Origin of the sequence: Corynebacterium sp. BD556, from assembly GCF_038452275.1 — a bacterium.
GTDB classification, from domain to species: Bacteria; Actinomycetota; Actinomycetes; order Mycobacteriales; family Mycobacteriaceae; genus Corynebacterium; species Corynebacterium mayonis.
In genome coordinates this window covers 1,101,212-1,124,566 of sequence record NZ_CP141643.1, presented here as the reverse complement: position 1 = coordinate 1,124,566, position 23,355 = coordinate 1,101,212, and the positions used below count along the sequence as shown (strand labels likewise).

Genomic DNA, 23,355 nt, shown 5'->3' with positions numbered 1-23,355 from the left:
TGATTACGGGCAAGGATGCGCTATAGTTATGTAACAGTTTTGTAATTTTCGTGTTGTCTTTTCCGCACGTGGCACAACAGCTCAATGTCGAAAGAGGACTTCGTGGGCAAACATTCCCTCGCCACCCGTGGCACAGTAACCCGCCGCACCATTTCCGCTGCGATGAGCAGTGCCATCGCCATGACCTCAGTCGCTGTCGCTGTTGGCGGGTCCGCTGCTCAAGCCGACGAGATAGACGACATGATCCAGGAAATGGACTCACTTTCGCACGAGGCGACCGGCAAAAACGAGGAAATCAAACAGACCGAGGACGAAATCGCCGCCGCCGAGCAATACCTGGAGGACCTTCGCGCTCGTGTGGTTCACGCCCGCGCCGAAGCGCAGCGTGCGCAGGAAGCCAGTGCGTTGGAGCAGGAGGGCGTCGATAAGCTTGCGGCCTCCCAGAATCGCAATTCGCGCTCCGATGTGATTTTGACAAGCCTGGGTGCGCAAAACCCGCAATCGCTCATCGACCGCGCCGCCTACCTCAGTGCCATGAACCGCAAGGCCAGCCAAGCGGTCGCGGAACTGCAAGAAGCCAATAACGAAGCGGCCGCGCGTGCCAACGAGGCCAACATTGCCGTGGCGCAAGCCCAATTCCAGCGCAACCGCCTGGACTCCAAACGCGCCAAACTAGAGCGTGAACGCAGCGACCTCGACGAGCGTATTTCCGATCTCGTCCAGCGCGTCGACGGCATGACTCCCGAGCAACGCAGCCGCTGGATTGCCAAGGGCAACCCGATTGCTTTCCCGCAGGCCCTGCTGTCTGGAGCTGGTGCCGGAGTCGTCGGCGCCGCCATGGCCCAGCTCGGCAAACCCTACGGCTGGGGTGCTGCGGGCCCGCACGCCTTCGACTGCTCCGGGCTGATGGTGTGGGCCTACGGGCAAAACGGAAAGGCCATCCCGCGCACCTCCCAGGCGCAGCTTGCAGGCGGCACCCCGGTTGCTATTTCCGAGCTGCAGCCCGGCGACATCGTCGGTTACTACCCGGGCGTGACACACGTCGGGATGTATATCGGCAACGGCCAGGTCGTGCACGCCTCCGACTACGGCATCCCGGTTCAGGTTGTCAGCGTCAACTCGATGCCTATTCAAGGTGCGGTGCGCTATTAAAGCCCCAACCGCATGACGGTCCTTCTTGTCAGCAATGACTTCCCGCCCACAGTGGGCGGGATTCAGTCGTATCTGCGCGACTTCTGCACCGAACTGGTGCGCCGCATTGACCCGGAGAAGCTCATCGTGCTGACCTCTATCCAAAACGAAGCGCAGGCGCGTGCGGAAGACAGCCAGGTGCCTTTTCGGGTGGTACGCAGGCCGGAGAAAACTTTGCTGCCCACGTTGGCCGTACGCCAACACATGCAGCGGCTGATCCGCGACCACAATGTTGAATGTGTGTGGTTCGGGGCGGCGGCACCGCTGGCGTTGATGGGCTCCGCGGCACGGGAGGCTGGAGCGCGTCGGGTGGTCGCTTCCACTCACGGGCACGAAGTGGGGTGGTCGATGATTCCGGGCGCGCGGCAAGTGCTGCGGCGCATCGGCAATAGCTGCGATGCGATAACTTACATATCTGAATACACCCTCAACAGGTTTCGCTCGGCCTTTGGGGCCCACCCCAACTACGTCAAGCTTCCCTCCGGCGTCGACTGCCAGTTCTTTCGCCCTGCTCCACCAGCGGAGGTTGAGAGCACCCGCGCACGACTGGGGGTGGGGCAGGCGCCGCTGATAGTCTGCGCTTCACGCCTGGTGCCGCGTAAAGGCCAGGACACACTCATTCGCACGCTTGGCGACGTCCGCGCTGCCGTCCCTGACACCCGCCTCGTCATCGTGGGTTCCGGGCCGTACGAGCGCACCCTCCGCGCGATGGCCAGCGGCCTTTCCGGTGCCGTCAGTTTCACGGGTAGAGTGTCGCGCACTGCGCTGCGAGAAACGATCGCTGCTGCCGATGTTTTTGCGATGCCAGCGCGCACCCGCGGGGCTGGCCTCGACGTCGAAGGGTTGGGCATTGTTTACCTCGAGGCGCAGGCCTGCGGCGTTCCGGTCATCGCCGGGGATTCTGGCGGCGCGCCCGAAGCCGTCGGAGCCGGAGCGGGAATCGTGGTAGCGGGACGCAACACGCGCGCCGTGGAAGAAGGACTCATTTCCCTTCTTTCCAACCCGCGAGCCCGCGCCGAGATGTCAACCACGGCGAGAGAGTTCGTGCAAGAGAACTATAGCTGGGAGGAACTGGGCGACCGCCTGTACTGGACGCTTTTCCCACAGGGTTAGAATTGGCTGCTATGCCTGAAAAGTCCCGCCACCCGCACGGTTCGCCGAAGCCAGCGTCGTCAAGCGCGCTCACGGTAGGCTTCGACATCGGCGGAACCAACGTGCGTGCCGCGCTCGTCGCGGACGACGGCGGCATCGTCGACTGGTGCTCCACACGCACACCGCACTCGGCTGATGAACTAACCCAGTTGATCTGCGACATTGTGGAGGACTACCGCCAACGCCACAACATTGTGGCAGTGGGGCTAGCCATCGCGGGTTTTCTCGACCCGTCGTGCGAAACCGTCCGCTTCGCTCCGCACCTGCCGTGGCGCGACGACGCTGCCGTCAAAGCCCTTTTGGAAAAGAAGCTAGGCCTGCCGGTGCGCCTCGAACACGACGCGAACTCCGCTGCATGGGGCGAGTACACCTACGGCGCCGCCCGCAACGCGCACACATGGGTTTTCTTCGCCGTCGGCACCGGCATCGGCGCCACCTTGATGCACAACGGCGAGATTTACCGCGGGGCCTTCGGAACCGCACCCGAGTTTGGGCACATCGTCGTCGTGCCAGATGGCCGGGTGTGCTCCTGCGGCAAAAAGGGGTGCCTGGAGCGCTACGCTTCCGGAACGGCGTTGGTGGATACAGCCGTTGAGGTCGCCGGGCAGGGCAGCTTCAAAAAATGTGGGCTGTATCGAAAGGTCGTCGACAAGCGTGCCGACGGCCACGACATCATGGCCGCCGCCCGCGCCGGCGATGCGCTCGGGCAGGCGACTATAGAAAGGTTCGCCCACTGGCTCGGCCACGGCCTGTCCATGGTGGCGGATATCCTCGACCCCGAACTGATCGTGCTTGGGGGAGGGGTCAGCGCGGACGCCGACCTATTTCTTGACACCGCCCGCGACGAGATGGCCGCTGGCATCGTCGGCGCCGGCTACCGGCCGCTGCCCAAGGTGACAACAGCGGAACTCGGGCCCGAGGCAGGTATGATCGGGGTCGCTGACTTGGCCCGCCGGGATGCGTGAAAACGGAAAGGCAACAATGACGAACACCTGGTACACCGTCTTCAAAGCAACTATCGGCCCGCCCCTGTTTCTGTGGAACAGGCCTAGTATCGAAGGTGCGAAAAAGATCCCGAAAGAGGGACCCGCCATCCTCGCCTCCAACCATCAGGCAGTCTTAGATTCCTTCTACCTGCCGCTCAGGTTGAAGCGGCAGTTGACCTTCCCGGCGAAAAGCGAATACTTCACCGAACCGGGCTTCAAAGGGCGCGTGAAGAAGTTTTTCTTCTCCTCGGCGGGCCAGATCCCGGTGTTTCGGGGGGAGGAGGGCGCCGGCAACGCCGTCGCCGCCGCAGCTAAGGAAGTGCTCAGCGCAGGTGAGATCTTCGCCATTTATCCCGAGGGCACCCGCTCTCCGGACGGTCGTATCTACAAAGGGCGCACCGGCATTGCCCGTATCGCCATGGACTCTGGGGTAGACGTCTACCCGGTGGCCATGCTTGAGACGCGCAAAGCGAACCCGATTGGCACCTTCATTCCACGCCCGGTGAAGGTCCGCATGAAAATCGGTGACCCGATCAACCCGCACGCCTGGGCCAGCGAAAACGGCTACGACCCGGACTCGCGGGAGGTGGCGCGCCCATTCGTCGATTATGTGATGGGCAAAATTGTGGAGCTAAGCGGCTACGAATACGTGGATGTGTACGCCACGGAGGTCAAAAAGTCGCTCCAAGATGGGCTCGGTTACCCTGCAGGTACAGAGCCAAAGGATTTTTAGCGAGGAATGTTGAACTTAGACCGCGATCTCACGACCAGAATTGTCATCAGCAGTCTTTTGCTGATTGGTTTTACTTTTGCATCAGCGATTGATTTCCATGTGGGGATCATTGGGCCACTCGCAGTGATTGGAGTGGTTGTGACGATGTTTTGGCCACGCCACGTCGATGACGGATCACAGGTGGATTAAGTGCGCTACTTCTACGACACCGAGTTCATCGAGGACGGCTCGACCATCGAGCTTGTTTCCATCGGCATCGTGGCCGAAGATGGCCGCGAATACTATGCGGTGTCTACAGATTTCGACGCCTCCCGCGCCAACCAGTGGGTACGCAAACACGTGTTGGACAAGCTGCCCAACCCGCGAAGCGAACTGTGGAAAGCGACGCCCACGATCCGTGATGAAGTGTTTCGCTTTCTCACATACGCAGACACACCGCCCGAACTCTGGGCCTGGGTGGGTGCCTATGACCACGTTGTCCTCGCACAAATGTGGGGGGACATGTCGGGTCTTCCCCGTGAGATACCCCGTTTTACCCGCGAGTTGAAGCAATACTGGGAGATGGCCGGTGCCCCGGAGCTGCCTGCCGTTCCCGATGGAAACCACAACGCCTTGGTTGATGCGAAGCACAACTTGGCTAAGTTTCGGATCTGTCACCGGGCTCTCCCGCTGGGCAGAGGCGGCCAGGCTGTAACTGCGCCAGTTAACTGATCAGTTTGCCCAATTTGGACAGGGCTGTTCTGAGACACGATAACGTGCTAGAACTAAAGGCGTGAGTTGGACAATCGATATTCCCAAGAGCGCTCTACCGGAACTCCCGCCACTGCCCGGAGATTTGAATAAGCAGTTTCAGGACGTTCTTTCCCGAGATGCAAAGCAACAGCCGAGCTGGGACGAGCGAGAAGCGGGATATGTCCGCAAGATTCTCGAGTCGGTTCCGCCTGTCGTGCTCGCCCCCGAAGTAGAAGAAGTCAAGCGACAACTGAAAGACGTTGCCCTGGGTAAGGCCTTTTTGCTGCAAGGAGGCGACTGTGCTGAGACTTTCGAGTCCAACACTGAACCGCACATCCGCGCCAATATCCGCACGTTGTTGCAGATGGCGGCGGTGCTGACTTACGGTGCGTCCGTGCCCGTGGTGAAGCTGGCGCGCATCGCCGGCCAGTACGCAAAACCGCGCTCCTCCGACCTGGACAGCAACGGCCTGCCGAACTACCGCGGAGACATTGTCAACGGTGTGGAACCAAACGCTGAGGCTCGTCGCCACGATCCGGCCCGCATGGTTCGTGCCTACGCAAACTCCTCCGCGGCGATGAACCTCGTGCGGGCGTTGGTGGCCTCCGGCACGGCTGACCTGCACAACATCCACGACTGGAACCGCCAATTCGTGGCGAACTCGCCTGCAGGCGCGCGTTACGAGGCGTTGGCCCGCGAAATTTCGCGCTCTCTCGCCTTCATGAGTGCGTGCGGCGTCAACGACGATCATCTGCGCACCTCGGAGATCTACGCTTCACACGAGGCGCTGCTGGTGGACTACGAGCGCGCCATGCTGCGCCTGGCGCAGGATAATGAGGGCAACACTAAGCTCTACGACCTCTCCGCACATCAGTTGTGGATCGGTGAGCGCACTCGCGGCTTGGAGGACTTCCACGTCAACTTCGCCGCCTTGATTAACAACCCGGTGGGCATCAAGCTGGGGCCGACAACCACCCCGGAGGAAGCCGTCGCCTACGCGGAGAAGCTAGACCCGCACCGCGAGCCGGGACGACTGACCATGGTTATCCGCATGGGTCACGAAAACGTGCGTCAGGTACTACCGGGCATTATCAAGGCTGTGGAGGCCTCCGGGCACAAGGTGGTTTGGCAGTCGGACCCCATGCACGGCAACACCTTTACTGCAAGCAATGGTTACAAAACCCGCCACTTCGACAAGATCATCGACGAGGCGCAGGGATTTTTCGAGGTGCACCGCCAGTTGGGCACCCACCCGGGCGGTATCCACATTGAACTAACCGGCGAAAATGTTACGGAGTGCCTCGGTGGCGCCCAGGACATCACCGACGTTGACCTGCCCGGCCGCTACGAGTCTGCCTGCGACCCGCGCTTGAACACGGAGCAAGCCCTCGAGCTGGCCTTCCTTGTGGCGGAGATGCTGCGCTACTAAGGGCGTTTGCGAAAGTGCTCTCGGCGGTAGCGCCGGGAGCACTGCTGCTTAATCACCTTGAGCCGAAGACACGACCACAGCGGTTTTTCCGCCCCCAAAGAACCGCCATCTATAGCGGCGTCGCGGCACGCATAGGTGCGATGAGCTCCGGCGTTGTGTCATACATCCCGGAGCCAAACCACCACGCACCGACAAGGACAGCCACGATAAATAAGCCAGCGAATACCAAAAATACAACGAGCCCCGCCGCTGAACGGTTCGTGACCGGGTTAACGGGCCGAGGTGCCGGTGGATCTGGTTGCTGTCGGACAGCGGGGGCAGACGGAGCATCGACACGCGGAACCGGAGCAGCCGCAGGCGCCGTTTCCGCACCGGCAAGAGCGGTTTCTGGCGCTGGCGTGACGTTGGGAAAGAGGCGTTGTTCAAAAACACGAGTTTCCGGTATCGGCTGAGGGTCTAACTCACGCCCCGGTTGAACCTCAGTGAGGGCACTGGCTGCGCTGGCCGCCGTCACAGACGTCGGGTGGGCGGCGGCACGGTTCGCGGCGGAGTTAGTGGGAACCGGAACGGTGTAGTCGGGCAGCGCGAGTTCGCGGGCGACATCGTCAAGCGCGGCGAGAAACTCGCCGGCGTCATGGAAGCGGTCCCGGGGCTGGCGTGAGGTGGCGGTGGCCACGAGTTCGTCGAAAAGCTTTGGCACGCCCGTAATTTTCGAAGACGGCGAAGCAACGTCCTCATTGAGGCGCGCGTAGGCGTGGGCCAGCGGCGTGTCGCCGGAGAAAGGCGTTTCGCCTGTGAGCAGTTCGAAAAGCACGATGCCGGCGGAGTAAACGTCGGAGGCCTGCGTGAGCGATGAGCCGTCGACTTGCTCGGGCGATAAGTAGGACACCGTTCCGATGATCTGGTCAGTTGACTGCGGGGAATCTGCGGCGGCGCGCACAAGCCCGAAGTCAGCGAGTTTGACGGAGTGATCGCTGTTGATCAAGACGTTGTCCGGTTTGATATCGCGGTGGACCATGCCGCGGCGGTGGGCAAGGCTCAAACCGGTCAGCACGGCGCGCATCACGGCGGCCGCGGCGTGCGGCGGCATGGGCCCCCGCTCGGCGAGCAGTTCGCGCAGGGTGCCGCCGGTGATCAGTTCCATGATAAGAAAAACCTGCGCCGGGTTGTCGCCTTCCGCGGAGAAGTCGTAAACGTTGACCAGGTTGGGGTGGTTGAGTTTGGCCATGGCGAGCGCTTCGCGGCGGAAGCGTTCGCGGAAGGTGCGGTCGTGGACATAGCGTTCGTCCATTACTTTCGCGGCGACTTCACGGTCGAGGCGAGTGTCTACGCAGCGGTAGACCGTGGACATGCCGCCGCGCGCGATCGGCCGGTCGATCACGTAGCGGTCTTCCAGGTATGAGCCGACTGCGAGCTGTGCCATGGTCACCAGTATGGCCGACGGGCGTTCGCCACCGCCAACGCGGGTACACTGCGCAGCGTGAGTAACGCAGATAATTCCACTCCTGACCTTGAGGCACTGCTTGCCGACGACACCCTGTTGACCTTGCCGGAGGTTGCCGATTACCTGGGTGTTCCCGTGACACGCGTGCATGATCTTGTCGGGGCGCACAAGCTGTTGATGTTTCGTCGGGGCCACGATAAGCGGATTCCGCGTCTGCTTCTCGACGCCAACTTTGAGCTGTCCAAGTTCATCGCCGGTGCGATCACGGTGCTTCACGACGGCGGCTTCGACGACGACGAGATCCTCGCCTACCTATACACCCCGGACGAGTCGCTGCCCGGCCGCCCGATAGACGCTTTGCATGGCCACGGCGCGCGCGAGGTTATTCGTCGCGCACAGGCCATGGCGTTTTAGGGTAGATCCACTCGGCGGCGGCCCACGCCACAACGATGGCGGGCAGCACAAACCAGATGTCGTAGAAGCGGTGGTTGCCGCTTCCCATGAAGCCGAGAGCGACGATGATGGAACCCGCCACGGTGAGTTTTTGCACCCCCAGCGGCGGGTTGAACGTGCCCGCCAAGGTGATGATGGAGGCGTAGTACCACGGCAGGGTCACGGCGTTGGTGATAAAGGCGACGGCGTAGGCCGCCGTGGTGCCCATGATGGCACGGCGTTGCGTTGCGCTGCCGTGTGGCCGGAAAACTACCCACACCGCAACCAGGCCGACGAGCATGAACACGCTGCCGACGGTGCGGGTCAGCGCCAGGGCGGTGTTGTAGCGGAAATCCTCCTGGAACAGTTGGATGAAAGGAGTCAGGATATCGGCCACTAAGGTAGGCCCCGACAAGGGGTTGACCACTTTGGAGTTACCGGAGATTTCCTCCACCCAACCCCAGGTGGAGCCACTGGCCACGGTGACACCGTTGATCACTACTGCGGAGACGGCCGTAACCCACGCCCCCACTGCGAAAAAGACCGCCAGCTTCGCTGCAGCACTGGTGCGGTTATGGGCGTGGCGGTGGTAGAGAATCCACACTACGAAAGGAAGCGCCACAGCGGCGGTGGCTTTGAGCGCTACAGCCAGCGCGATGAGCGCTATGCCTGGGGTTGCCCACCGTTGCGTCATGCACAGCAGCAGCCCGATGCTGACGAGACCAACCATCACCGATTCGTTGTGCATCCCGCCGATCATGTGCAGCAACATCACGGGGTTGGCCACGCCAAGCCACATGGCGACGGCTGGGTTGCCGCCGACGTGGAGGGCGATACGCGGCACGGCGTAGAAGATCAGGGCGAACCCAGCGAGGCTGATCAGCTTGTAGGTGACCACGCCGAGGGTGACATTATCGCCGACGAGCGTAGTGATGGCTTTGCCGAGCCCTAAGTGAAGCGGCCCATAAGGAGTGGTGGTGTTGCGCCAGTCGTGCGAGACTTCCAACAAGTAGGGGCCAGGGTTGATGGCGGCGCCTTCGGAGTAGGGGTCGAAACCGTCGCGCACCATCGCTCCTTGCATGAGGTAGGAGTACACATCGCGCGATAAAATCGGCGCCGACAGCGCCAAAGGTGCAGCCCAGGTGGCAACTGCTTGGCGCACTGTGGCCAACTCGAAGCGCCCGTGGATTACGTCGCGGCCGAGCAGCACCCAGGCGGCGGTCAGGCCGATGATGCCGGTGGTGAAAATGACGTCGAAAAGCAAGCGCCCGTGACCGTAGGTGAGGTGCGCCAGGCCGAGCTCGTGCATGATCCCGCCGCGGTTGCGGGTCGCGCCCGCGCCGAAAGAGCCGAGGGCGATGAAAACCGCCGCCCAGAACCCCCACCAGGTGGCTGACATAGGGTTACGCACGGCGCGACGTGGCCTTAATGGCGAGCTCGCGCAAAGTCTGCGCAACTGAACCGGTCAGGCCAGCGGCCGACAGGTGCGCCAAACCGGAGGTTGTCAGCTCCTCAATACGCTTTTCGACGCCCTCAGCAGCCGATGTTGCCCCCACCAAATCCGCCAGGCGTTGGACATCCGCCGGGTCGCTGACCGCCCCAACTCCCTCACGCAGCTTCCGTGCAGCGGCTGGGTCGCAGGCATCCAACTCCTGCAAAGCCAAGGCGAGCAAAACGGTGCGCTTTCCTTCCCGCAGGTCGTCGCCAGCAGGTTTGCCGGTGACGGCAGAATCCCCGAAGACCCCCAAGAGGTCGTCGCGAAGCTGGAAAGCGATGCCAATGTCGCGGCCGTACCCGCGGAAAGCCTCGATGGTCTGCGCGGGCGCACCCGCGAGCGCCGCCCCGAGATGCAGCGGACGCTCGATTGTGTAGGCGGCAGCTTTGTAGCGGTTGACCTTCGTGGCCAACTCAATGGATTCATCCCCGCTGGCCTCCAGCGAAATATCGAGGATTTGCCCGCCGATGACCTCAGAGCGCATGCCGCGCCACGCGCTTCTGGCGCGGTGCAGCGCTGCATCACTAAGCCCAGATTCGATCCACATGTCCTCCGCCCACACCAAAGCCAGATCGCCGACGAGGATAGCGATATTGCGGCCGAAGTCAGCGGCGTCACCGCGCAACCCGCGACGGCGGTGCGTGGCCTCGATGAGCCGGTGCACAGTCGGGTTGCCGCGGCGGGTGTCGGAGGCGTCGATAATGTCGTCGTGGATCAGGGCACACGCTTGAATCAGCTCCAGGGAGCTCACCGCCCGCAGAACAGCCTGCGGGTCCTCCTCGCCGCGGTCGAGGCCTCCGGCCCCGACGAAACCCGCCCAGCCGTAGAGGGGGCGGATCCGCTTGCCCCCACCGAGGACGAAATCACGCATTGTCTCGGCTGCACATACCACCGGGGCACCGATGTCTTCGATGTTGGAAAGGCGGCGGTCGAAGAAGTCCCGCAACTCCTGCTCGACGGCGTCGGGAATTTCATGGGGCAAAGCGGCGGGATCGAACTTGGGGGAGAGGGAAGTCACGCTATCTCCTTTGAGTTGTTGAGTCGCGCGTTGACTTTTCCCACCCTACCTGGGGGCATCGACAGGCAGTCTCCGGCCCAGGATTGCAAAGGGGCGTGGATCCCCCGCGTAGTGAAAGAAACGCAGAATGTCGACGAAGCCCATTTTGCGGTACAGGCCGAAGGCGGCGTTCGCCTCGTTATCCACCTCCGGGGTGGACAGCAACGCCCACTTTTCTTCAACCTGTGCCAAAAGCGCGTGGAGCATGGCCGTGCCGACGCCCCGGTTTTGGGCGTCGGTGCTGACGTGGACCTCCGCGACCTCGAAGTAGTTGTCCAGTATGGCCAGTTCGTCTTTGGTCGGGCCACCTTTGGCTTTCAGGCCCTGGATGAGTTGGCTGTCCCACCACCGGTTGCGAATCCCGGTGAGCCCGTAAGCGACTCCGACGATCCTTTCTTCCCCGTTGTGAGTTTCCACGGCGATGACCGCCCGGAAACCGGGCTGGAGGATTTCTCGGCGCCACACGTCGATGCGCGAGGAACGGATGAAAGGTGGGTATCCCATCGCGGCGATGTGGATGTCGACAAGAGTTGGGGCGAGCAAGCTGAACTCGTGGCCGGAGATGTGGCGGATCGACACTGGCATGTTGTCCATCGAACCATGCCAATGTGGACGCCGCTGAGGATTGCCGGGAAATTGCCGCGAACAATGCTTAGAAACTATGTTCGATAAATAGTGTGTTGCGTGTCGAACGTCTGTTTTATCCTGTTGTCACATCGTGCGGAAAGGCTCCGCGAAACAAATCAACGAGGAAGGGCTAAGCAGATGAACAGCGTGATTTCGGCGACGACAGGTGTAGCATACGGCGCGGCGGGCACGCCGAAAAGCGCACGCTTTTTCCAGGCCGCCGACGACCTTTTGCGTGGTGCGCACAAACAACTGCAAAACGGGGACCTCGAATTGGCCCTCGAATACGGCTACCGTGCGGCTTTGCGTATCGCGGGCGCTATCTGTGCGGACTCGCCGACCGTGATGAGGAGAAAAAGATTGCCCACGAGCGCCTGGGACAAACTTGCCCTAAGTGGAGAAAGGGAAGCAACGTGGGCAAAGGAGTTTTCCGCCTACTCCGCGCTTCGCAGCCGGGTTGCCTCGGGTGTTGCCGCAGCGCCCAGTGAGGCAGCCGTGAGGCGGTTTGTGGCCAGGGTGGAAACCTTCCGCGATTCCTTCCTGCCGGGAGCTTTGTTAGTCGCCTAAAAGTTAACCGGGGACAGCGCGGGAACATTCGCGGCGTGTGGAGCGTTATACAGATAGTTGAAAAACGTCGGCCACACACGTCGGAGAGTGAACAGTGTCTCTATCTGAGCAGGAGCAGCGCGCGCTGCGCGAAATTGAGCAGTCCCTCCTTGCGGAGGATCCGTCGTTTGCTCGTTCCATGCCCCACACGAACGGGCCCTCACTGGGCGGGGGATTGGGCAAAATCACCATGCGCAGTGTCGCGCTGGTCGTTTTCGGCCTCGCCCTTTTGATCGGCGGTGTTGCCCTCGCGACGGTGAGCACGTGGCTCATCGCTATCAGCATTATTGGCTTCGCGGTGATGTTCGCCGGCGGCGTGATGGCCCTGCGGACCCCGAATGCAGGCGCTGCCTCTCGCGCCTCCGCGTCGGCGACCCCCCGGGCCTCCGCACGCAGCTCCAAGATGGAGGAGAATTTCCGCCGCCGCTTCGAAGGTCAATAAGCTCCGCCCCTTCGAGGGGGTGTAACACTGCGCAACTTCGGTTGCGCCTTTTTTATTGTGGGCGTCTTTTTGCCGGCGCCTTTCCTTTCCGGCGGTGTGGGGTACTTGCGGGGTGGGAAGCGGCGGCTGCGCACCCACCCACTTTCACCCACCCACTTTCGCCCACCTGCGTCTTTGGGTGGGAAGTGGCGGGTCAGCGGGTCCTCAAAGGCGTCAGGGCACCTGTGGTAGGTGCCGTTTGAGCCTCAGAAAGGGGAGTTGACGGGAATCCACCCCACCTTAATTTTGTGCCGATGAGCTGCATTGTTGTGTTACCGGAAGGAAAAAATGGGTTCAGCGGTGGCGTTTGTGGGGCAAAGTGGGTTAGAGTGGGGCACAGCGGCGAGATGTGGCGACATCTTGACTACGTGTCGCAACGACTCAACGCCGAGAAAATTGAAAAACCAACGTCGGCGAGAACAGGGAAGGTGGGTCTGCCGGATGTTTCTGGGAACCTACACGCCCAAGCTCGACGACAAGGGGCGCTTGACGCTGCCCGCCAAGTTCCGTGAGGAGTTGGCGGACGGACTGATGGTGACCAAGGGGCAGGATCACTCCCTCGCGGTTTATCCACGGGAGGAGTTCGCAGCGAGGGCCCGCAAGGCCGCGGCTGTGTCCCGCACCAACCCCCAAGCACGTGCGTTCATCCGAAATCTGGCTGCCAGTGCGGATGAACAAACACTTGACGGGTCCGGTCGCATCACGTTGTCTCCAGCGCACCGCGAGTACGCACAACTATCCAAGGAGTGCGTGGTCATCGGTTCGGTAGATTTCCTCGAAATCTGGGACGCCGAGTCCTGGAACAAATATCAAGAAGAAACGGAGGCCGCTTTTGCGGCGGCCGACGACGATGACATTCTCTCCGGCCTGCTCTAGGACTGACTACCCGACGAGCAACCAGATGACTACTGACGGAGAGCGTGTACGGACTCTGTCCGGGGCGTGGAGCATTCTGGTGTACTTCCCCGACATCAGAACAGCCGCCTCGGGCAGGGCTCTATGCGCTCCCCAACCACTTATGTGGCGGGACCAGAAGACAACACTTTCACACGACAACTATCGCCACGCGGAGGGGGTTCACCGGTGACTGGGAACAGCACAGACGGCCAACCAAATGCCTCAGGCGTGTCTGTGCCTGTGCCTGTGTCTCAGATGGACTTCGACGTAGCTGCCAACCGGGGCCACGTCCCAGTCCTGCGTGACCGCATGGCGGAGTTGCTGGCCCCAGCGGTGGAAGCCTTCGGCGCCAACGCGGTCATCGTTGACGGCACTCTCGGCGCCGGCGGCCACACCGAACACTTCCTCACTGTTTTTCCTTCCGCGTGTGTCATCGGTGTCGACCGCGACCCCGAGGCGTTGAAGGAGGCGAGCGAGCGGTTGGCCCGCTTCGGTGAGCGCTTCGTTGCGGTTCAGGCTCGCTTCGACGAGATCGGTAACCTAATTGCCGCTGGCGAGGGTGAAGTCTTTGAAAAGGTGCGCAAACAGGGTCTTGCGGGCGCCCTTTTCGATCTCGGGGTCTCCTCCATGCAGCTCGACCGCGAAGAGCGCGGGTTTGCGTACCGCGTCGACGCGCCGCTGGACATGCGCATGGACCCCACACAGGGAATCACTGCCGCTGAGGTGCTCAACACTTACAGTCATGGCGATCTCGCTCGGGTTCTCAAGACATACGGCGACGAAAGGTTCGCCGGCAAAATCGCCGCCGCCGTTGTCAAAGAGCGCGAAAAGCAACGCTTTACCACCTCCGCTCGACTCGTCGAGCTTCTTTATGACACGATTCCCGCCGCTACGCGCCGCACAGGGGGACACCCCGCAAAGCGCACCTTCCAGGCATTGCGTGTGGAGGTCAACCGGGAGCTCGAAGCCGTCGAAAACGTCATCCCGGTCATCACTGATCTGCTCGGCGAGGGGGGACGAGTGGTCTTTATGAGCTACCAGTCGCTTGAGGACAAAATTGTCAAACGTGCGCTTGGAGAACTGACCACTCCCACGACGCCCCCAGGTTTGCCGCTGGACTTGCCGGGCACTGCCGCTAGCTACCGCGCGATCACAAGAGGGGCCGAGAAAGCCTCCCAGGCGGAAATCGACCTGAACCCGCGGGCTGCTCCGGTGCGTGTACGGGGCGTCGAGAAACTCGCACACGCCAAAAATGGGGGTGCGACATGACCCGGCCGTACCCAGCCACCAGGGCACACACCAACCAAGAAAGAGAAAGCTTCATGGGAGCAAGCCGAAACTTCACAGCAACGCTGGCCCCGCCGCGTGAGACGAAGGTTGAACCGAGACGGCCAACGCGCAGGGTGGCGCCGCACATTCCGCACACCCCCCGGTCGGGCAGGCTAGGCTCCCAGCAGGTTGTCTCCGTGCGGGGGCGCCGCGTCGGCGCGACCAAGGCTGACAAGCGACGCTTCTCCACCGTCACCGCGATCTGCGTGCCGCTTCTGATCGGAGGGATCGCCATCGCGATGATCCTGTCGGGGTTGGCAACAAACCAGTCCTTCGCCATCCAGAAGCTGCAGTCGCAGGAGCGTACGTTGCGCAACGAGGTCGAAACGCTCAACCGAGATGTGAAATCGCTGCAGTCAATGTCGGAACTGAGCAAAAGAGCAGTGGCGGCGGGCATGGTGGTGCCGACCCAACCCGGTATCCTCGCCAGCAACGGCGAAGGTGAGGTGGAGGAAGTTCGCCCAGCGAATCCCGAAGCTACGGTCAAGGTTTATGATTTGAACCGCCAGACTCATTCGAGCCGGCCCGCCACCAGTGACCGCGCCGCTACGGACGAGCTGCGCCGCAGTCTCACCCCAGTGCCGGGCAGTAACGTGCTCGGCGCGGACAACCAGCTCGACAACGCTCGTGCCCGAAACCTTGCCGGAAATTTGGCGCCCTATGCCCCGAACGTCCCCGCGGCTCGGTAGATAAAGGTCTTTGCACGGCCACGTCTCCACCTCTCTCGCTGCCGGTGGGGCACAATAAAGCAGTGGCGGCGACATTCGGCGCAGCCGGGCGAGAAAACATTGTTGGGAGCAAGCAAGTAAAGGTGGATTCAGCGCAGTGAGAAACCCGGAATCCCGCCGTGCGCCGACTCAGCAGTCGGCGCGCAAGGAAACACAAAAGACGCTGACCTACCGCCGCTCCCGCATCGCCACGTTGGTCTTCCTCGCCATCGGTGCCCTAATCATCGGTCGGCTTGCCTGGGTGCAGGTCGTGTGGGGGCCGAGCCTGCAAGATCAGGCCGAGGCGCAGCGCGTCCGTGTCTACATCGAACCTGCCCGCCGCGGCGCGATCCTCGATCGCACCGGCAATCAGTTCGCCTACACCATGCACGCCCGATCCCTGACCGTCTCCCCAACAGTTTTGCGCAGGGAGCTGCGAGAGCAGCAGGAAAGCGAGATGAGGAGAAGTGGGCTGTCTCGCGAGGCGATCGACGCCCAGTTGGATGCGCGCGTGGAAGATATTTTGCGAACCATGGCCAACGAGATCCCCGGGATGATCTACCAGGTCAATGAGGGGGCGGCGAAACCGGACGACGCCCGGGTCCCGACAACTGGCGACAGTGATGTGGAAGACGACAAGGTTTGGGGAGCAGTCAGCGCCAAAGACATCCTGGACAAACTTCATGCAGACATGCCCTACGCGGTGCTGGTGCGCAATGTCGACCCCGATGTGGCGGTGAAAGTAACGCAGCGTTTCCCCGGCGTGGTTGCTGAGCACCAAGACATCCGCCAGTACCCCAACGGTGCGATCGGGGAGAACATTGTGGGCAAGGTTTCTATGGACGGCCAGGGCCAGTTCGGTCTGGAGGCCTACAGCGATTCGGTGCTCACAGGCATCAACGGCCGTTCGAAAGAAGACGTTTCCGTGGGGGGCCATTCCATTCCCGGAACTTTGCGTGACGTGGTTCCCGCCGTTGATGGCGCGGACGTGACCCTCACCATCGATCTGGAGCTGCAGACCTTTGTGCAGCAAACCATTCAGCGGGCGAAGGAAAATTCGCAGGCTAAAAACGGTGAAGCGGTCGTCTTGGACGTTCACACCGGTGAGATCCTCGCTATGGCGAACACTGACACGATTGACCCGAATGGAGATATCGAAAAGCAGTTGGCTGAGGGCCGCGACTTTGAAAACCCGGCGGTTTCTGCACCCTTCGAGCCGGGGTCGGTAGCGAAGGTGATCACCGCCGCTGCCGCCATTGAGGAGGGCACCACCGACCCGCACGAGGTGCACCAGGTTCCCGGGTCGATCGACATGGCCGGGGTGACCGTGCGCGACGCGTGGGAGCACGGTGTGTTGCCGTACACCACTACCGGGATTTTTGCGAAGTCTTCCAACGTGGGCACGCTGCAGTTAGCGCAGCGCATTGGGGAGGACCGTTTCGCGGAGTATCTGAAGCGTTTCGGAATCGGCCAGCCGACGCACGTTGAGCTGCCCAATGAGTCGGCAGGCTTGTTGCCCGTTCGGGAGCAGTGGTCGGGCGGAACCTTCGCCAACTTGCCTATTGGGCAGGGTATGAGCTGGACGGCCCTGCAGATGGCCAGTGTATTTCAAGCTCTGGCTAACGGTGGTGAGCGCATTGAGCCGCGCATTATCTCTGACATCACCGAGTCTGATGGCACGGTCGTCGAAAGAGAGGCGCCGCAGCGCACCCGGGTGGTCAGTGAGCACACTGCACACACTGTGGTGGATATGCTGCGTGCCACTTTCCAAGAGGACCCGGCTGGCAACAACAGTGGTACTGCTCAGGCAAACGCATTGGAGGGCTACCAACTCGCCGGCAAAACGGGCACGGCGCAGAAAGTCAATCCGGAAACCGGAGCGTATTCCCAAAGCCAGTTCTGGATTACTTTCGCCGGGATTGCTCCCGCCGACGATCCACGTTTCGTTGTCGCGGTGATGCTCGACGAGCCGCAGCGCGGACCCCTCGAAGGTGGCATGGGCGGGCAGTCCAGCGCGCCGGTTTTTCGTGAGATCGCCGGTTGGCTGATCAACAGGGAAAACCTGCCTCCCAGCCCGCCGGGCAACGAGTGGATTTTGCAGCATTAACGTGGAAAAGCAGTTGCGCCGCCCCGGGGATACACCCCGCGTATCTTCAGACAGAACAGGAGGAGACAGTGAGCCGAGGACGAAGCCACAACCCGCCGCGAAGCGCCGAAGGTGAACCTACGCTCGTCGAGCTGACCGCCTTGGCGAAAGGCCGCCTTATCAACGCCGTCAACGCCGTCAACGCCGAATCAAATGAGGCGGCAGCGATCACAGTTGACTCCGTTAGCTTGGATTCTGCTGCGGTAGAGGAAGGTGGCCTGTTTGCGGCTGTGCCTGGCACCCGTGTCCACGGCGCGACCTTCGCCGCTGCTAGTTCCGCAGCGGCGATTTTGACGGATGAGGCCGGCTGGGACATCCTCGCCCAAGCAGGGGAGTTGCGCCCAGTGATCGTCGTTGAGGACATTCGGGTTGTTTTAGGGGAGGTCTCCGCGCGCGTTTACGGTTCCCCGTCGAAACAGTTGACGGTGCTTGGTGTGACTGGCACCTCCGGCAAGACCACCACCACCTACTTGCTGGAGCAAGGCCTCATGGCTGCCGGGTTAAACGTGGGACTGATTGGCACTACCGGCACCCGCATCAAAGGCCAGGAGGTGCCCACGTCGCTGACCACCCCAGAGGCACCGAAGCTGCAGGAGCTTTTTGCCCGTATGCTCGCTGGAGGGGTCACGCATGTGGTCATGGAGGTTTCCTCCCACGCCTTGTCGTTGGGGCGTGTCAACGCCACGGCTTTCGCGGTCGCAGGTTTTAGCAATTTGAGCCAAGATCACCTCGACTTTCATCCGACGATGGAGGATTACTTCGAGGCCAAGGCCGCCTTTTTCGATCCGGCTTCGCCTGCCCACGCTAAGCGTCACGTCATCTGTATCGACGATGAGTGGGGAGTCAAACTTCATGCTCGCACTCCGGATGCGTTGACGGTGGGCACGAGGCAGCAGGAGGGTGTGGATTGTTCGGCGACGCTTGTCGACGTCACCCCGACCGGGGCGCAGCACATTTCCCTTAGCATTGCTGGGCAAACTCACGCTGTGAATTTGCCGCTGCCTGGGGCCTTTAACGTGGCTAACGCTGCGCTGGCCACCGCCATGGCGCACGTGGTTGGTGTGGATGTGGCGGCTTTTTTGCGTGGGCTGGAAGGAGCGGCGGTGCCGGGGCGTATGGAGCGCATCGACGCCGGTCAGCCGTTCGTTGCAGTGGTCGACTACGCCCACAAACCGGCGGCTATTGAGGCCGCCTTGCAGACCCTGCGCGGCCAGGTTAAGGGGCGCATTGGTATTGCTGTTGGCGCGGGCGGCGACCGTGACTCCTCGAAGCGCCCGCTGATGGGGCGTGCCGCAGCGCAGCATGCGGATCTGGTGGTGGTCACCGACGACAACCCGCGCAGCGAGGATCCGGCTGCGATCCGCGCTGCGGTCGTCGCGGGTTGCCGCGAAGCCGAAACCGGCGCGCACATTCGTGAAGTGAAGTCGCGGGCCGAAGCGATCGACCAACTCATCGCGTGGGCGAAGCCGGGCGATGCTGTCATTGTCGTCGGCAAGGGCCACGAGACCGGCCAACTCGTCGGGGAGACTTTGTATCCCTTTGACGACCGTGAAGAAATGCGCCGTGCGCTAGCTGAAAACGGCTACCGTAAAGGCGTCGACAAGCATGAAACGACACAACAACACAGTGAGAGGCACTGATGATCCCGCTTGAGCTAGCCAGAGTCGCCGAGATCACCGGCGGCAGACTCAACGCCCAGGCCGACCCGAGGGCGAAAGTCACCGGCTTCGTGGAGTTTGATTCGCGCAAAATCACCCCGGGTGGCCTTTTCGTGGCGCTTTCCGGCGCCCGCGTCGACGGCCACGACTTCGCCGCTGCCGCAATCGAAAAGGGCGCGGTGGCGGTTCTTGCGGCCCGTGACGTTGATGCTCCCGCAATTATCGTTCCCCCAGTGGATCGCCAAAGAGGCGACAACTCGGATTTGGCGACCAACGACCCAGACGGCTCGGTCGCGGCGGTGGTCGCCGCGATGTCTAAGCTAGCGAGTTTCGTCGCGCGTGAGCTTGTGAAAAACCACGGCCTAGTGATCGCCGGGGTGACGGGTTCGGCGGGCAAGACCTCAACGAAAGACCTCATCGCCGCAGTGTTGTCCTCGGCAGGGGAGACGGTTGCGCCCCCAGGCTCTTTCAACAATGAGATCGGGCACCCCTATACAGTGCTGCGTTGCGCCGAGGGAACTGAGTTTTTGGTGGCCGAGATGTCTGCTCGCGGCATCGGGCACGTGGCCCACCTGGCGCAGATCGCCCCGCCGTCTATCGGTGTGGTGCTCAACGTCGGCTCCGCGCACTTAGGCGAATTCGGCTCGCGGGAAAACATTGCGCGGGCCAAAGGCGAACTCGTCGAGGCGCTGCCCGCCGCAAAGGACGGGGGAGTAGCTATCCTTAACGCCGACGACGACCTCGTCGCCTCAATGCGGGATCGCACCGCAGCTCGGGTGGTGACGTTTTCTACCACGTCGCGTGCGGCCCACTACTTCGCCACGGACATTGAGCTTGATGATGTCGCCCGCGCCACCTTCACCCTTCACAGCCCGGATGCTGCCCCGCAGCGGGTGTGCCTCAACGTCTTCGGTGCCCACCAAGTGTCCAATGCTTTGGCGGCAGCAGCGGTCGGCGTTGAATCGGGTTTGTCCGCCCGCCAAGTCGCTGAAGCTTTGAGCAACGCACACGGGGTATCCGTCAACCGGATGGATGTGACTACTCGCGCTGATGGGGTGACGATTATCAATGATGCGTACAACGCCAACCCCGACTCGATGCGCGCCGGTATCGCTGCCCTGGGCTACACCGCCGCGGCGCGGCCAGGAGTGCGCTCAATTGCTGTCTTAGGTGAGATGAGCGAGCTTGGTTCCGGCTCTGTGCAAAGCCACCGTGAGTTGGGTGACGAGCTTGCCCGCTACCATGTCACCCACCTGATTACCGTGGGTGACTCAGAGGCGATCAGGGCTTTGCACACACGGGCAAGTGCTCGCGGAATATCCACGGAGAACACTGCCGGGGTGGCCGAGGCGGCCGAGGCAGTTGGCCGGATTTTGGCTGTCCCCCCAGCCGGCGAGGACGGCTGGTACGAACGTGAGGTGCGCGATGTGGTGCTGGTGAAAGCCTCGAACTCCCTCGGACTGTGGGGTGTGGCCGAAAGCCTCCTGCAACGCAATTAATCTGGAGACACAGCAGACCCGCAGACACAGCGTTGCATGACAACTGTTGCGTGACGTTCAAGCCTTAGAAAACGGTAGTAGCTCAGATGGTTCAAATTATCATTTCGGGGATAGTAAGTTTCCTCGTCGCGATCTTTCTCACCCCGGTGCTGATCCGGTACTTCAACAAGCGCGCCTTGGGGCAGGAGATCCGCGAGGACGGGCCCGCCTCCCACGCCCGCAAGCGTGGCACCCCGACGATGGGCGGTATCGCCATCATCGTAGGCATTGTGGCCGGTTATGTCGCCGCCGGTGCCTGGGCTTTGCGCACCGGCCATGCAGCGTTTACCGCCTCTGGGTGGATCGTGCTCGGGCTGACAGTGGCGTTGGGTTTAGTGGGCTTCGCCGACGACGGCATCAAGTTGTTCATGAAGCGCAATTTGGGTTTGAACAAGACTGCCAAGTTGGTTGCGCAGTTAGCTATCGCACTGATCTTTGGCATTTTGCTGTTGCAATTTCCAGATTCGCAGGGCATCACGCCAGGGTCGACGTCGTTAAGCTTCGTGCGAGATATGGAGATCCTCGATTTCGCGGCGGCTGGCGGCGTCATCGGCATGGTTGTCTTTCTCCTTTTCATCTATATTCTTTTGGCGGCATGGTCGAACGCGGTGAACCTGACGGACGGGTTGGACGGGTTGGCTTCGGGCACGACCGCGTTTGTCATGGCGGCCTACACTGCAATCACGTTTTGGCAGTTTCGCCAGTCCTGCCTGGCTTCGCCGGGCCCGGGCTGCTACGACGTGCGCGACCCGCTCGACCTTTCCACCCTGGCGGCGGCCGGGTTCGGAGCGACCATCGGCTTTTTGTGGTGGAACGCTTCACCCGCGAAAATTTTCATGGGGGACACCGGCTCACTGGCGCTCGGCGGTCTAGTTGCAGGTCTGTCGGTGGCGAGCAAGACAGAGCTTTTGATGGTGATTATCGGGGCGCTGTTCGTGCTGGAGGCCGCCTCGGTGGTCATCCAGGTCGTGTCGTTTCGCACGACCGGCAAGCGCGTGTTCCGCATGGCGCCGTTTCACCATCACTTCGAAAGTGATGGATGGGCGGAGACTACCGTCGTCATTCGTTTCTGGTTGCTTTCTGCGATGGCGGTGGCTTTGGGCTTGGCCATCTTCTACGGCGAGTGGCTGACGTTGACGGGGGCGTCGCTTTAAATGCAACGCACAGAAATCGATACACCGCAAACACACCTTCCTTCCTCCGTGCTGCTCGCGGGCGCGGGCGTGTCCGGCCAAGGCGCTGCGAAGCTTCTTGCGCATGTGGGTGCGAAGGTCACCATCGCCGACGACAACCACAAAAACCGCGATGCTGTCGCGGCCGAAACCGGAGCGCGCGGGGTGAGCACGCGCGAGGCCGCCGCGCAGATTGATTCTTTCGGCCTAGTTGTGACCTCGCCTGGCTGGCGACCGGATTCACCTCTTTTGCTCGCGGCGGCGCGCGCCGGCGTGGAGGTCATTGGTGACGTGGAGCTGTGCTACCGGCTTGACCGCGCCGGGGTGTTTGGTTCTTCGCGCACCTGGCTTGTCGTCACCGGCACCAACGGCAAGACCACGACGACCGGAATGCTTGCGGCGATGATGCAGCAGGTGGGCGCGCGTGAGGGTTTCCGGGCCGAGGCATGCGGCAACATCGGCGTTGCGCTAAGTGATGCTTTGCTGGAAGAAGATCGCGTGGACGTGCTCGTAGCTGAGTTGTCGAGCTTTCAGCTCCACTGGTCGAGCCAACTGGTGCCTGATGCCGGGGTGCTGCTCAACCTTGCCGAGGATCACATTGACTGGCATGGCTCGATGGCGGCCTACAGCGCGGACAAGGCGAAGGTGCTCAAAGCGCCACATGCGGTTGCGGGCATCGACGACCAGCTCGTCGCTGCTTTGGCTGCAAAGGCGGACCGGGGTGGCGCTCAGCCGGTGGTCGGGTTTACCCTCCGCGCTCCGGAAGCGGGCCAAATTGGTGTGGAAAACGGCGTGATTGTCTCCCGGCTGGGGACTCAACCGGTGGAGTTGGCCAGTGTGGAAGGAATTGAGCCTGCTGGGGTGGCCGGCGTGCTTGACGCGCTGGCGGCAGCCGCGGTTGCCCACCTGCAGGGGGCCAGGCCGGGAGAGATTCAGGCGGCGTTGAGTTCCTATCGTGTGGGGGGCCACCGGGGGACGGTGGTGCATCAACGTGGGGGTGTGACGTGGGTGGACAACTCGAAGGCGACTAACCCGCACGCGGCTAATTCGGCGTTGCAAGGGGTGGGGCCGGTGGTGTGGATTGCCGGCGGTCAGTTGAAAGGGGCTGAGGTTGATGATGTGGTTCGCGAACACGCTGAGAAGCTGCGCGCAGTGGCCATCCTCGGCGTAGATCGCGCCATTGTGTCTGAGGCGGTGTCGCGCCATGCCCCGGGCACGCCTGTTTTGGTGGTCGATTCCAAGGATCCTGAGAAGGCTATGGCGCAGGCGGTGGCCTTCGCTGCCGCCCAGGCGCGGCCGGGCGATACCGTCATGTTGGCGCCCGCGGCGGCTAGTTTGGACATGTTTACGGGGATGGCTCAGCGTGGCGACTTCTTTGCTGCCGCCGCAATGTCACAATAGGGGGCAGGCGTAATTATTTAGGCTACGTCCAGCGATTCGGTCGTGTTGTTCCGCCCGATTTGCCCCTACGGCAGTCTATTGTGGCTGATGTAACCCTCTGTGGTTCAAGGTATGAAAGTGGTTTAAGCTACAGAGCTAACGA

Annotated in this window: 21 protein-coding genes; 17 read left to right on the top strand and 4 right to left on the bottom strand. The window is 61.9% G+C overall.

All coding sequences use genetic code 11. From position 1 onward, the window contains the following. The first annotated feature begins 102 nt into the window (after positions 1-102). From VLL26_RS05295 to VLL26_RS05270, 6 genes are all read left to right on the top strand, one after another. Positions 103-1,152, top strand: a complete 1,050-nt coding sequence (locus VLL26_RS05295; RefSeq protein WP_342320062.1) for an NlpC/P60 family protein — start codon at positions 103-105, stop codon at positions 1,150-1,152. 12 nt (positions 1,153-1,164) lie between these two features. Continuing rightward, a complete protein-coding gene (locus VLL26_RS05290) occupies positions 1,165-2,304 on the top strand; it encodes a glycosyltransferase family 4 protein (RefSeq protein WP_342320061.1) in 1,140 nt (379 codons plus the stop codon). Between the two features lie 11 nt (positions 2,305-2,315). Further along, positions 2,316-3,308, top strand: a complete 993-nt coding sequence (locus tag VLL26_RS05285; protein ID WP_342320060.1) for an ROK family protein — start codon at positions 2,316-2,318, stop codon at positions 3,306-3,308. 16 nt (positions 3,309-3,324) lie between these two features. Beyond that, complete coding sequence (locus tag VLL26_RS05280; protein ID WP_342320059.1) at positions 3,325-4,062, top strand: lysophospholipid acyltransferase family protein; 738 nt, start codon at positions 3,325-3,327, stop codon at positions 4,060-4,062. A gap of 189 nt (positions 4,063-4,251) precedes the next feature. Continuing rightward, on the top strand, positions 4,252-4,773 hold the full coding sequence (locus VLL26_RS05275) for a polyadenylate-specific 3'-exoribonuclease AS (protein ID WP_342320058.1): 522 nt from the start codon (positions 4,252-4,254) through the stop codon (positions 4,771-4,773). A 61-nt stretch (positions 4,774-4,834) separates the two neighbouring features. Next, positions 4,835-6,223: a class II 3-deoxy-7-phosphoheptulonate synthase gene (locus VLL26_RS05270; RefSeq protein WP_342320057.1), complete on the top strand. Its 1,389-nt coding sequence runs from the start codon at positions 4,835-4,837 to the stop codon at positions 6,221-6,223. 109 nt (positions 6,224-6,332) lie between these two features. On the opposite strand, the gene VLL26_RS05265 is transcribed toward VLL26_RS05270, so the two are convergent. Beyond that, a complete protein-coding gene (locus VLL26_RS05265) occupies positions 6,333-7,646 on the bottom strand; it encodes a protein kinase domain-containing protein (RefSeq protein ID WP_342320056.1) in 1,314 nt (437 codons plus the stop codon). 48 nt (positions 7,647-7,694) lie between these two features. Between VLL26_RS05265 and VLL26_RS05260 the strand changes: the two genes are divergently transcribed. Continuing rightward, complete coding sequence (locus VLL26_RS05260) at positions 7,695-8,081, top strand: Rv2175c family DNA-binding protein (protein WP_342320160.1); 387 nt, start codon at positions 7,695-7,697, stop codon at positions 8,079-8,081. Here the strand turns inward: VLL26_RS05260 and VLL26_RS05255 are convergent. Genes VLL26_RS05255 through VLL26_RS05245 form a run of 3 tightly spaced genes read right to left on the bottom strand, consistent with a single transcriptional unit; the run spans position 8,050 to position 11,236 of the window. Further along, entirely contained in the window at positions 8,050-9,510 is a 1,461-nt protein-coding gene (locus VLL26_RS05255; RefSeq protein ID WP_342320055.1) for an alpha-(1->6)-mannopyranosyltransferase A, read from the bottom strand. The two genes, VLL26_RS05260 and VLL26_RS05255, sit on opposite strands and share 32 nt — an antisense overlap. Beyond that, a complete protein-coding gene (locus tag VLL26_RS05250) occupies positions 9,503-10,612 on the bottom strand; it encodes a polyprenyl synthetase family protein (protein ID WP_342320054.1) in 1,110 nt (369 codons plus the stop codon). Before VLL26_RS05250 ends, VLL26_RS05255 begins: the two co-directional genes overlap by 8 nt. Positions 10,613-10,657: 45 nt before the next feature. After that, positions 10,658-11,236, bottom strand: coding sequence for a GNAT family N-acetyltransferase (locus VLL26_RS05245; protein ID WP_342320053.1), 579 nt, complete (start codon positions 11,234-11,236; stop codon positions 10,658-10,660). Positions 11,237-11,416: 180 nt separating this feature from the next. Here VLL26_RS05245 and VLL26_RS05240 point away from each other — a divergent pair, with 180 nt between their 5' ends. The 10 genes from VLL26_RS05240 to murD all read left to right on the top strand — a co-directional run bounded on the left by VLL26_RS05240 (position 11,417) and on the right by murD (position 23,213). Then, positions 11,417-11,845 (top strand): SAV_6107 family HEPN domain-containing protein, encoded by a 429-nt coding sequence (locus VLL26_RS05240; protein ID WP_342320052.1) that lies wholly within the window; start codon positions 11,417-11,419, stop codon positions 11,843-11,845. A 94-nt stretch (positions 11,846-11,939) separates the two neighbouring features. After that, on the top strand, positions 11,940-12,326 hold the full coding sequence (locus tag VLL26_RS05235; RefSeq protein ID WP_342320051.1) for a DUF3040 domain-containing protein: 387 nt from the start codon (positions 11,940-11,942) through the stop codon (positions 12,324-12,326). A gap of 480 nt (positions 12,327-12,806) precedes the next feature. Next, positions 12,807-13,241 carry a division/cell wall cluster transcriptional repressor MraZ gene (mraZ, locus tag VLL26_RS05230; RefSeq protein WP_342320050.1) on the top strand — a complete coding sequence of 145 codons (435 nt, stop codon included), beginning with the start codon at positions 12,807-12,809 and terminating at the stop codon, positions 13,239-13,241. Positions 13,242-13,517: 276 nt separating this feature from the next. Beyond that, a complete protein-coding gene (gene rsmH, locus VLL26_RS05225) occupies positions 13,518-14,531 on the top strand; it encodes a 16S rRNA (cytosine(1402)-N(4))-methyltransferase RsmH (protein WP_342320159.1) in 1,014 nt (337 codons plus the stop codon). Positions 14,532-14,584: 53 nt separating this feature from the next. After that, positions 14,585-15,280, top strand: a complete 696-nt coding sequence (locus VLL26_RS05220; RefSeq protein WP_342320049.1) for a hypothetical protein — start codon at positions 14,585-14,587, stop codon at positions 15,278-15,280. Between the two features lie 136 nt (positions 15,281-15,416). Beyond that, on the top strand, positions 15,417-17,405 hold the full coding sequence (locus tag VLL26_RS05215; RefSeq protein ID WP_425292291.1) for a peptidoglycan D,D-transpeptidase FtsI family protein: 1,989 nt from the start codon (positions 15,417-15,419) through the stop codon (positions 17,403-17,405). A 68-nt stretch (positions 17,406-17,473) separates the two neighbouring features. Beyond that, the gene (locus tag VLL26_RS05210) at positions 17,474-19,084 is read left to right on the top strand and encodes a UDP-N-acetylmuramoyl-L-alanyl-D-glutamate--2,6-diaminopimelate ligase (RefSeq protein WP_342320048.1); all 1,611 of its coding nucleotides are present in this window, start codon (positions 17,474-17,476) and stop codon (positions 19,082-19,084) included. Beyond that, positions 19,084-20,601: a UDP-N-acetylmuramoyl-tripeptide--D-alanyl-D-alanine ligase gene (locus VLL26_RS05205; RefSeq protein ID WP_342320047.1), complete on the top strand. Its 1,518-nt coding sequence runs from the start codon at positions 19,084-19,086 to the stop codon at positions 20,599-20,601. Before VLL26_RS05210 ends, VLL26_RS05205 begins: the two co-directional genes overlap by 1 nt. Positions 20,602-20,687: 86 nt before the next feature. Beyond that, positions 20,688-21,794, top strand: coding sequence for a phospho-N-acetylmuramoyl-pentapeptide-transferase (gene mraY, locus VLL26_RS05200; protein ID WP_342320046.1), 1,107 nt, complete (start codon positions 20,688-20,690; stop codon positions 21,792-21,794). Next, positions 21,795-23,213, top strand: coding sequence for a UDP-N-acetylmuramoyl-L-alanine--D-glutamate ligase (gene murD, locus VLL26_RS05195; RefSeq protein WP_342320045.1), 1,419 nt, complete (start codon positions 21,795-21,797; stop codon positions 23,211-23,213). It abuts the gene before it with no gap. Positions 23,214-23,355 lie beyond the last annotated feature (142 nt).

What these genes read in the sequence shown, in the direction of transcription:
- VLL26_RS05290 (WP_342320061.1), top strand. Translation starts at nt 1,165, where the DNA reads ATGACGGTCCTTCTTGTCAGCAATGACTTCCCGCCCACAGTGGGCGGG.
- VLL26_RS05285 (WP_342320060.1), top strand. Translation starts at nt 2,316, where the DNA reads ATGCCTGAAAAGTCCCGCCACCCGCACGGTTCGCCGAAGCCAGCGTCG.
- VLL26_RS05280 (WP_342320059.1), top strand. Translation starts at nt 3,325, where the DNA reads ATGACGAACACCTGGTACACCGTCTTCAAAGCAACTATCGGCCCGCCC.
- VLL26_RS05265 (WP_342320056.1), bottom strand. Translation starts at nt 7,646, where the DNA reads ATGGCACAGCTCGCAGTCGGCTCATACCTGGAAGACCGCTACGTGATC.
- VLL26_RS05245 (WP_342320053.1), bottom strand. Translation starts at nt 11,236, where the DNA reads ATGCCAGTGTCGATCCGCCACATCTCCGGCCACGAGTTCAGCTTGCTC.
- VLL26_RS05240 (WP_342320052.1), top strand. Translation starts at nt 11,417, where the DNA reads ATGAACAGCGTGATTTCGGCGACGACAGGTGTAGCATACGGCGCGGCG.
- mraZ (WP_342320050.1), top strand. Translation starts at nt 12,807, where the DNA reads ATGTTTCTGGGAACCTACACGCCCAAGCTCGACGACAAGGGGCGCTTG.
- rsmH (WP_342320159.1), top strand. Translation starts at nt 13,518, where the DNA reads ATGGACTTCGACGTAGCTGCCAACCGGGGCCACGTCCCAGTCCTGCGT.
- VLL26_RS05220 (WP_342320049.1), top strand. Translation starts at nt 14,585, where the DNA reads ATGGGAGCAAGCCGAAACTTCACAGCAACGCTGGCCCCGCCGCGTGAG.
- VLL26_RS05205 (WP_342320047.1), top strand. Translation starts at nt 19,084, where the DNA reads ATGATCCCGCTTGAGCTAGCCAGAGTCGCCGAGATCACCGGCGGCAGA.
- mraY (WP_342320046.1), top strand. Translation starts at nt 20,688, where the DNA reads ATGGTTCAAATTATCATTTCGGGGATAGTAAGTTTCCTCGTCGCGATC.
- murD (WP_342320045.1), top strand. Translation starts at nt 21,795, where the DNA reads ATGCAACGCACAGAAATCGATACACCGCAAACACACCTTCCTTCCTCC.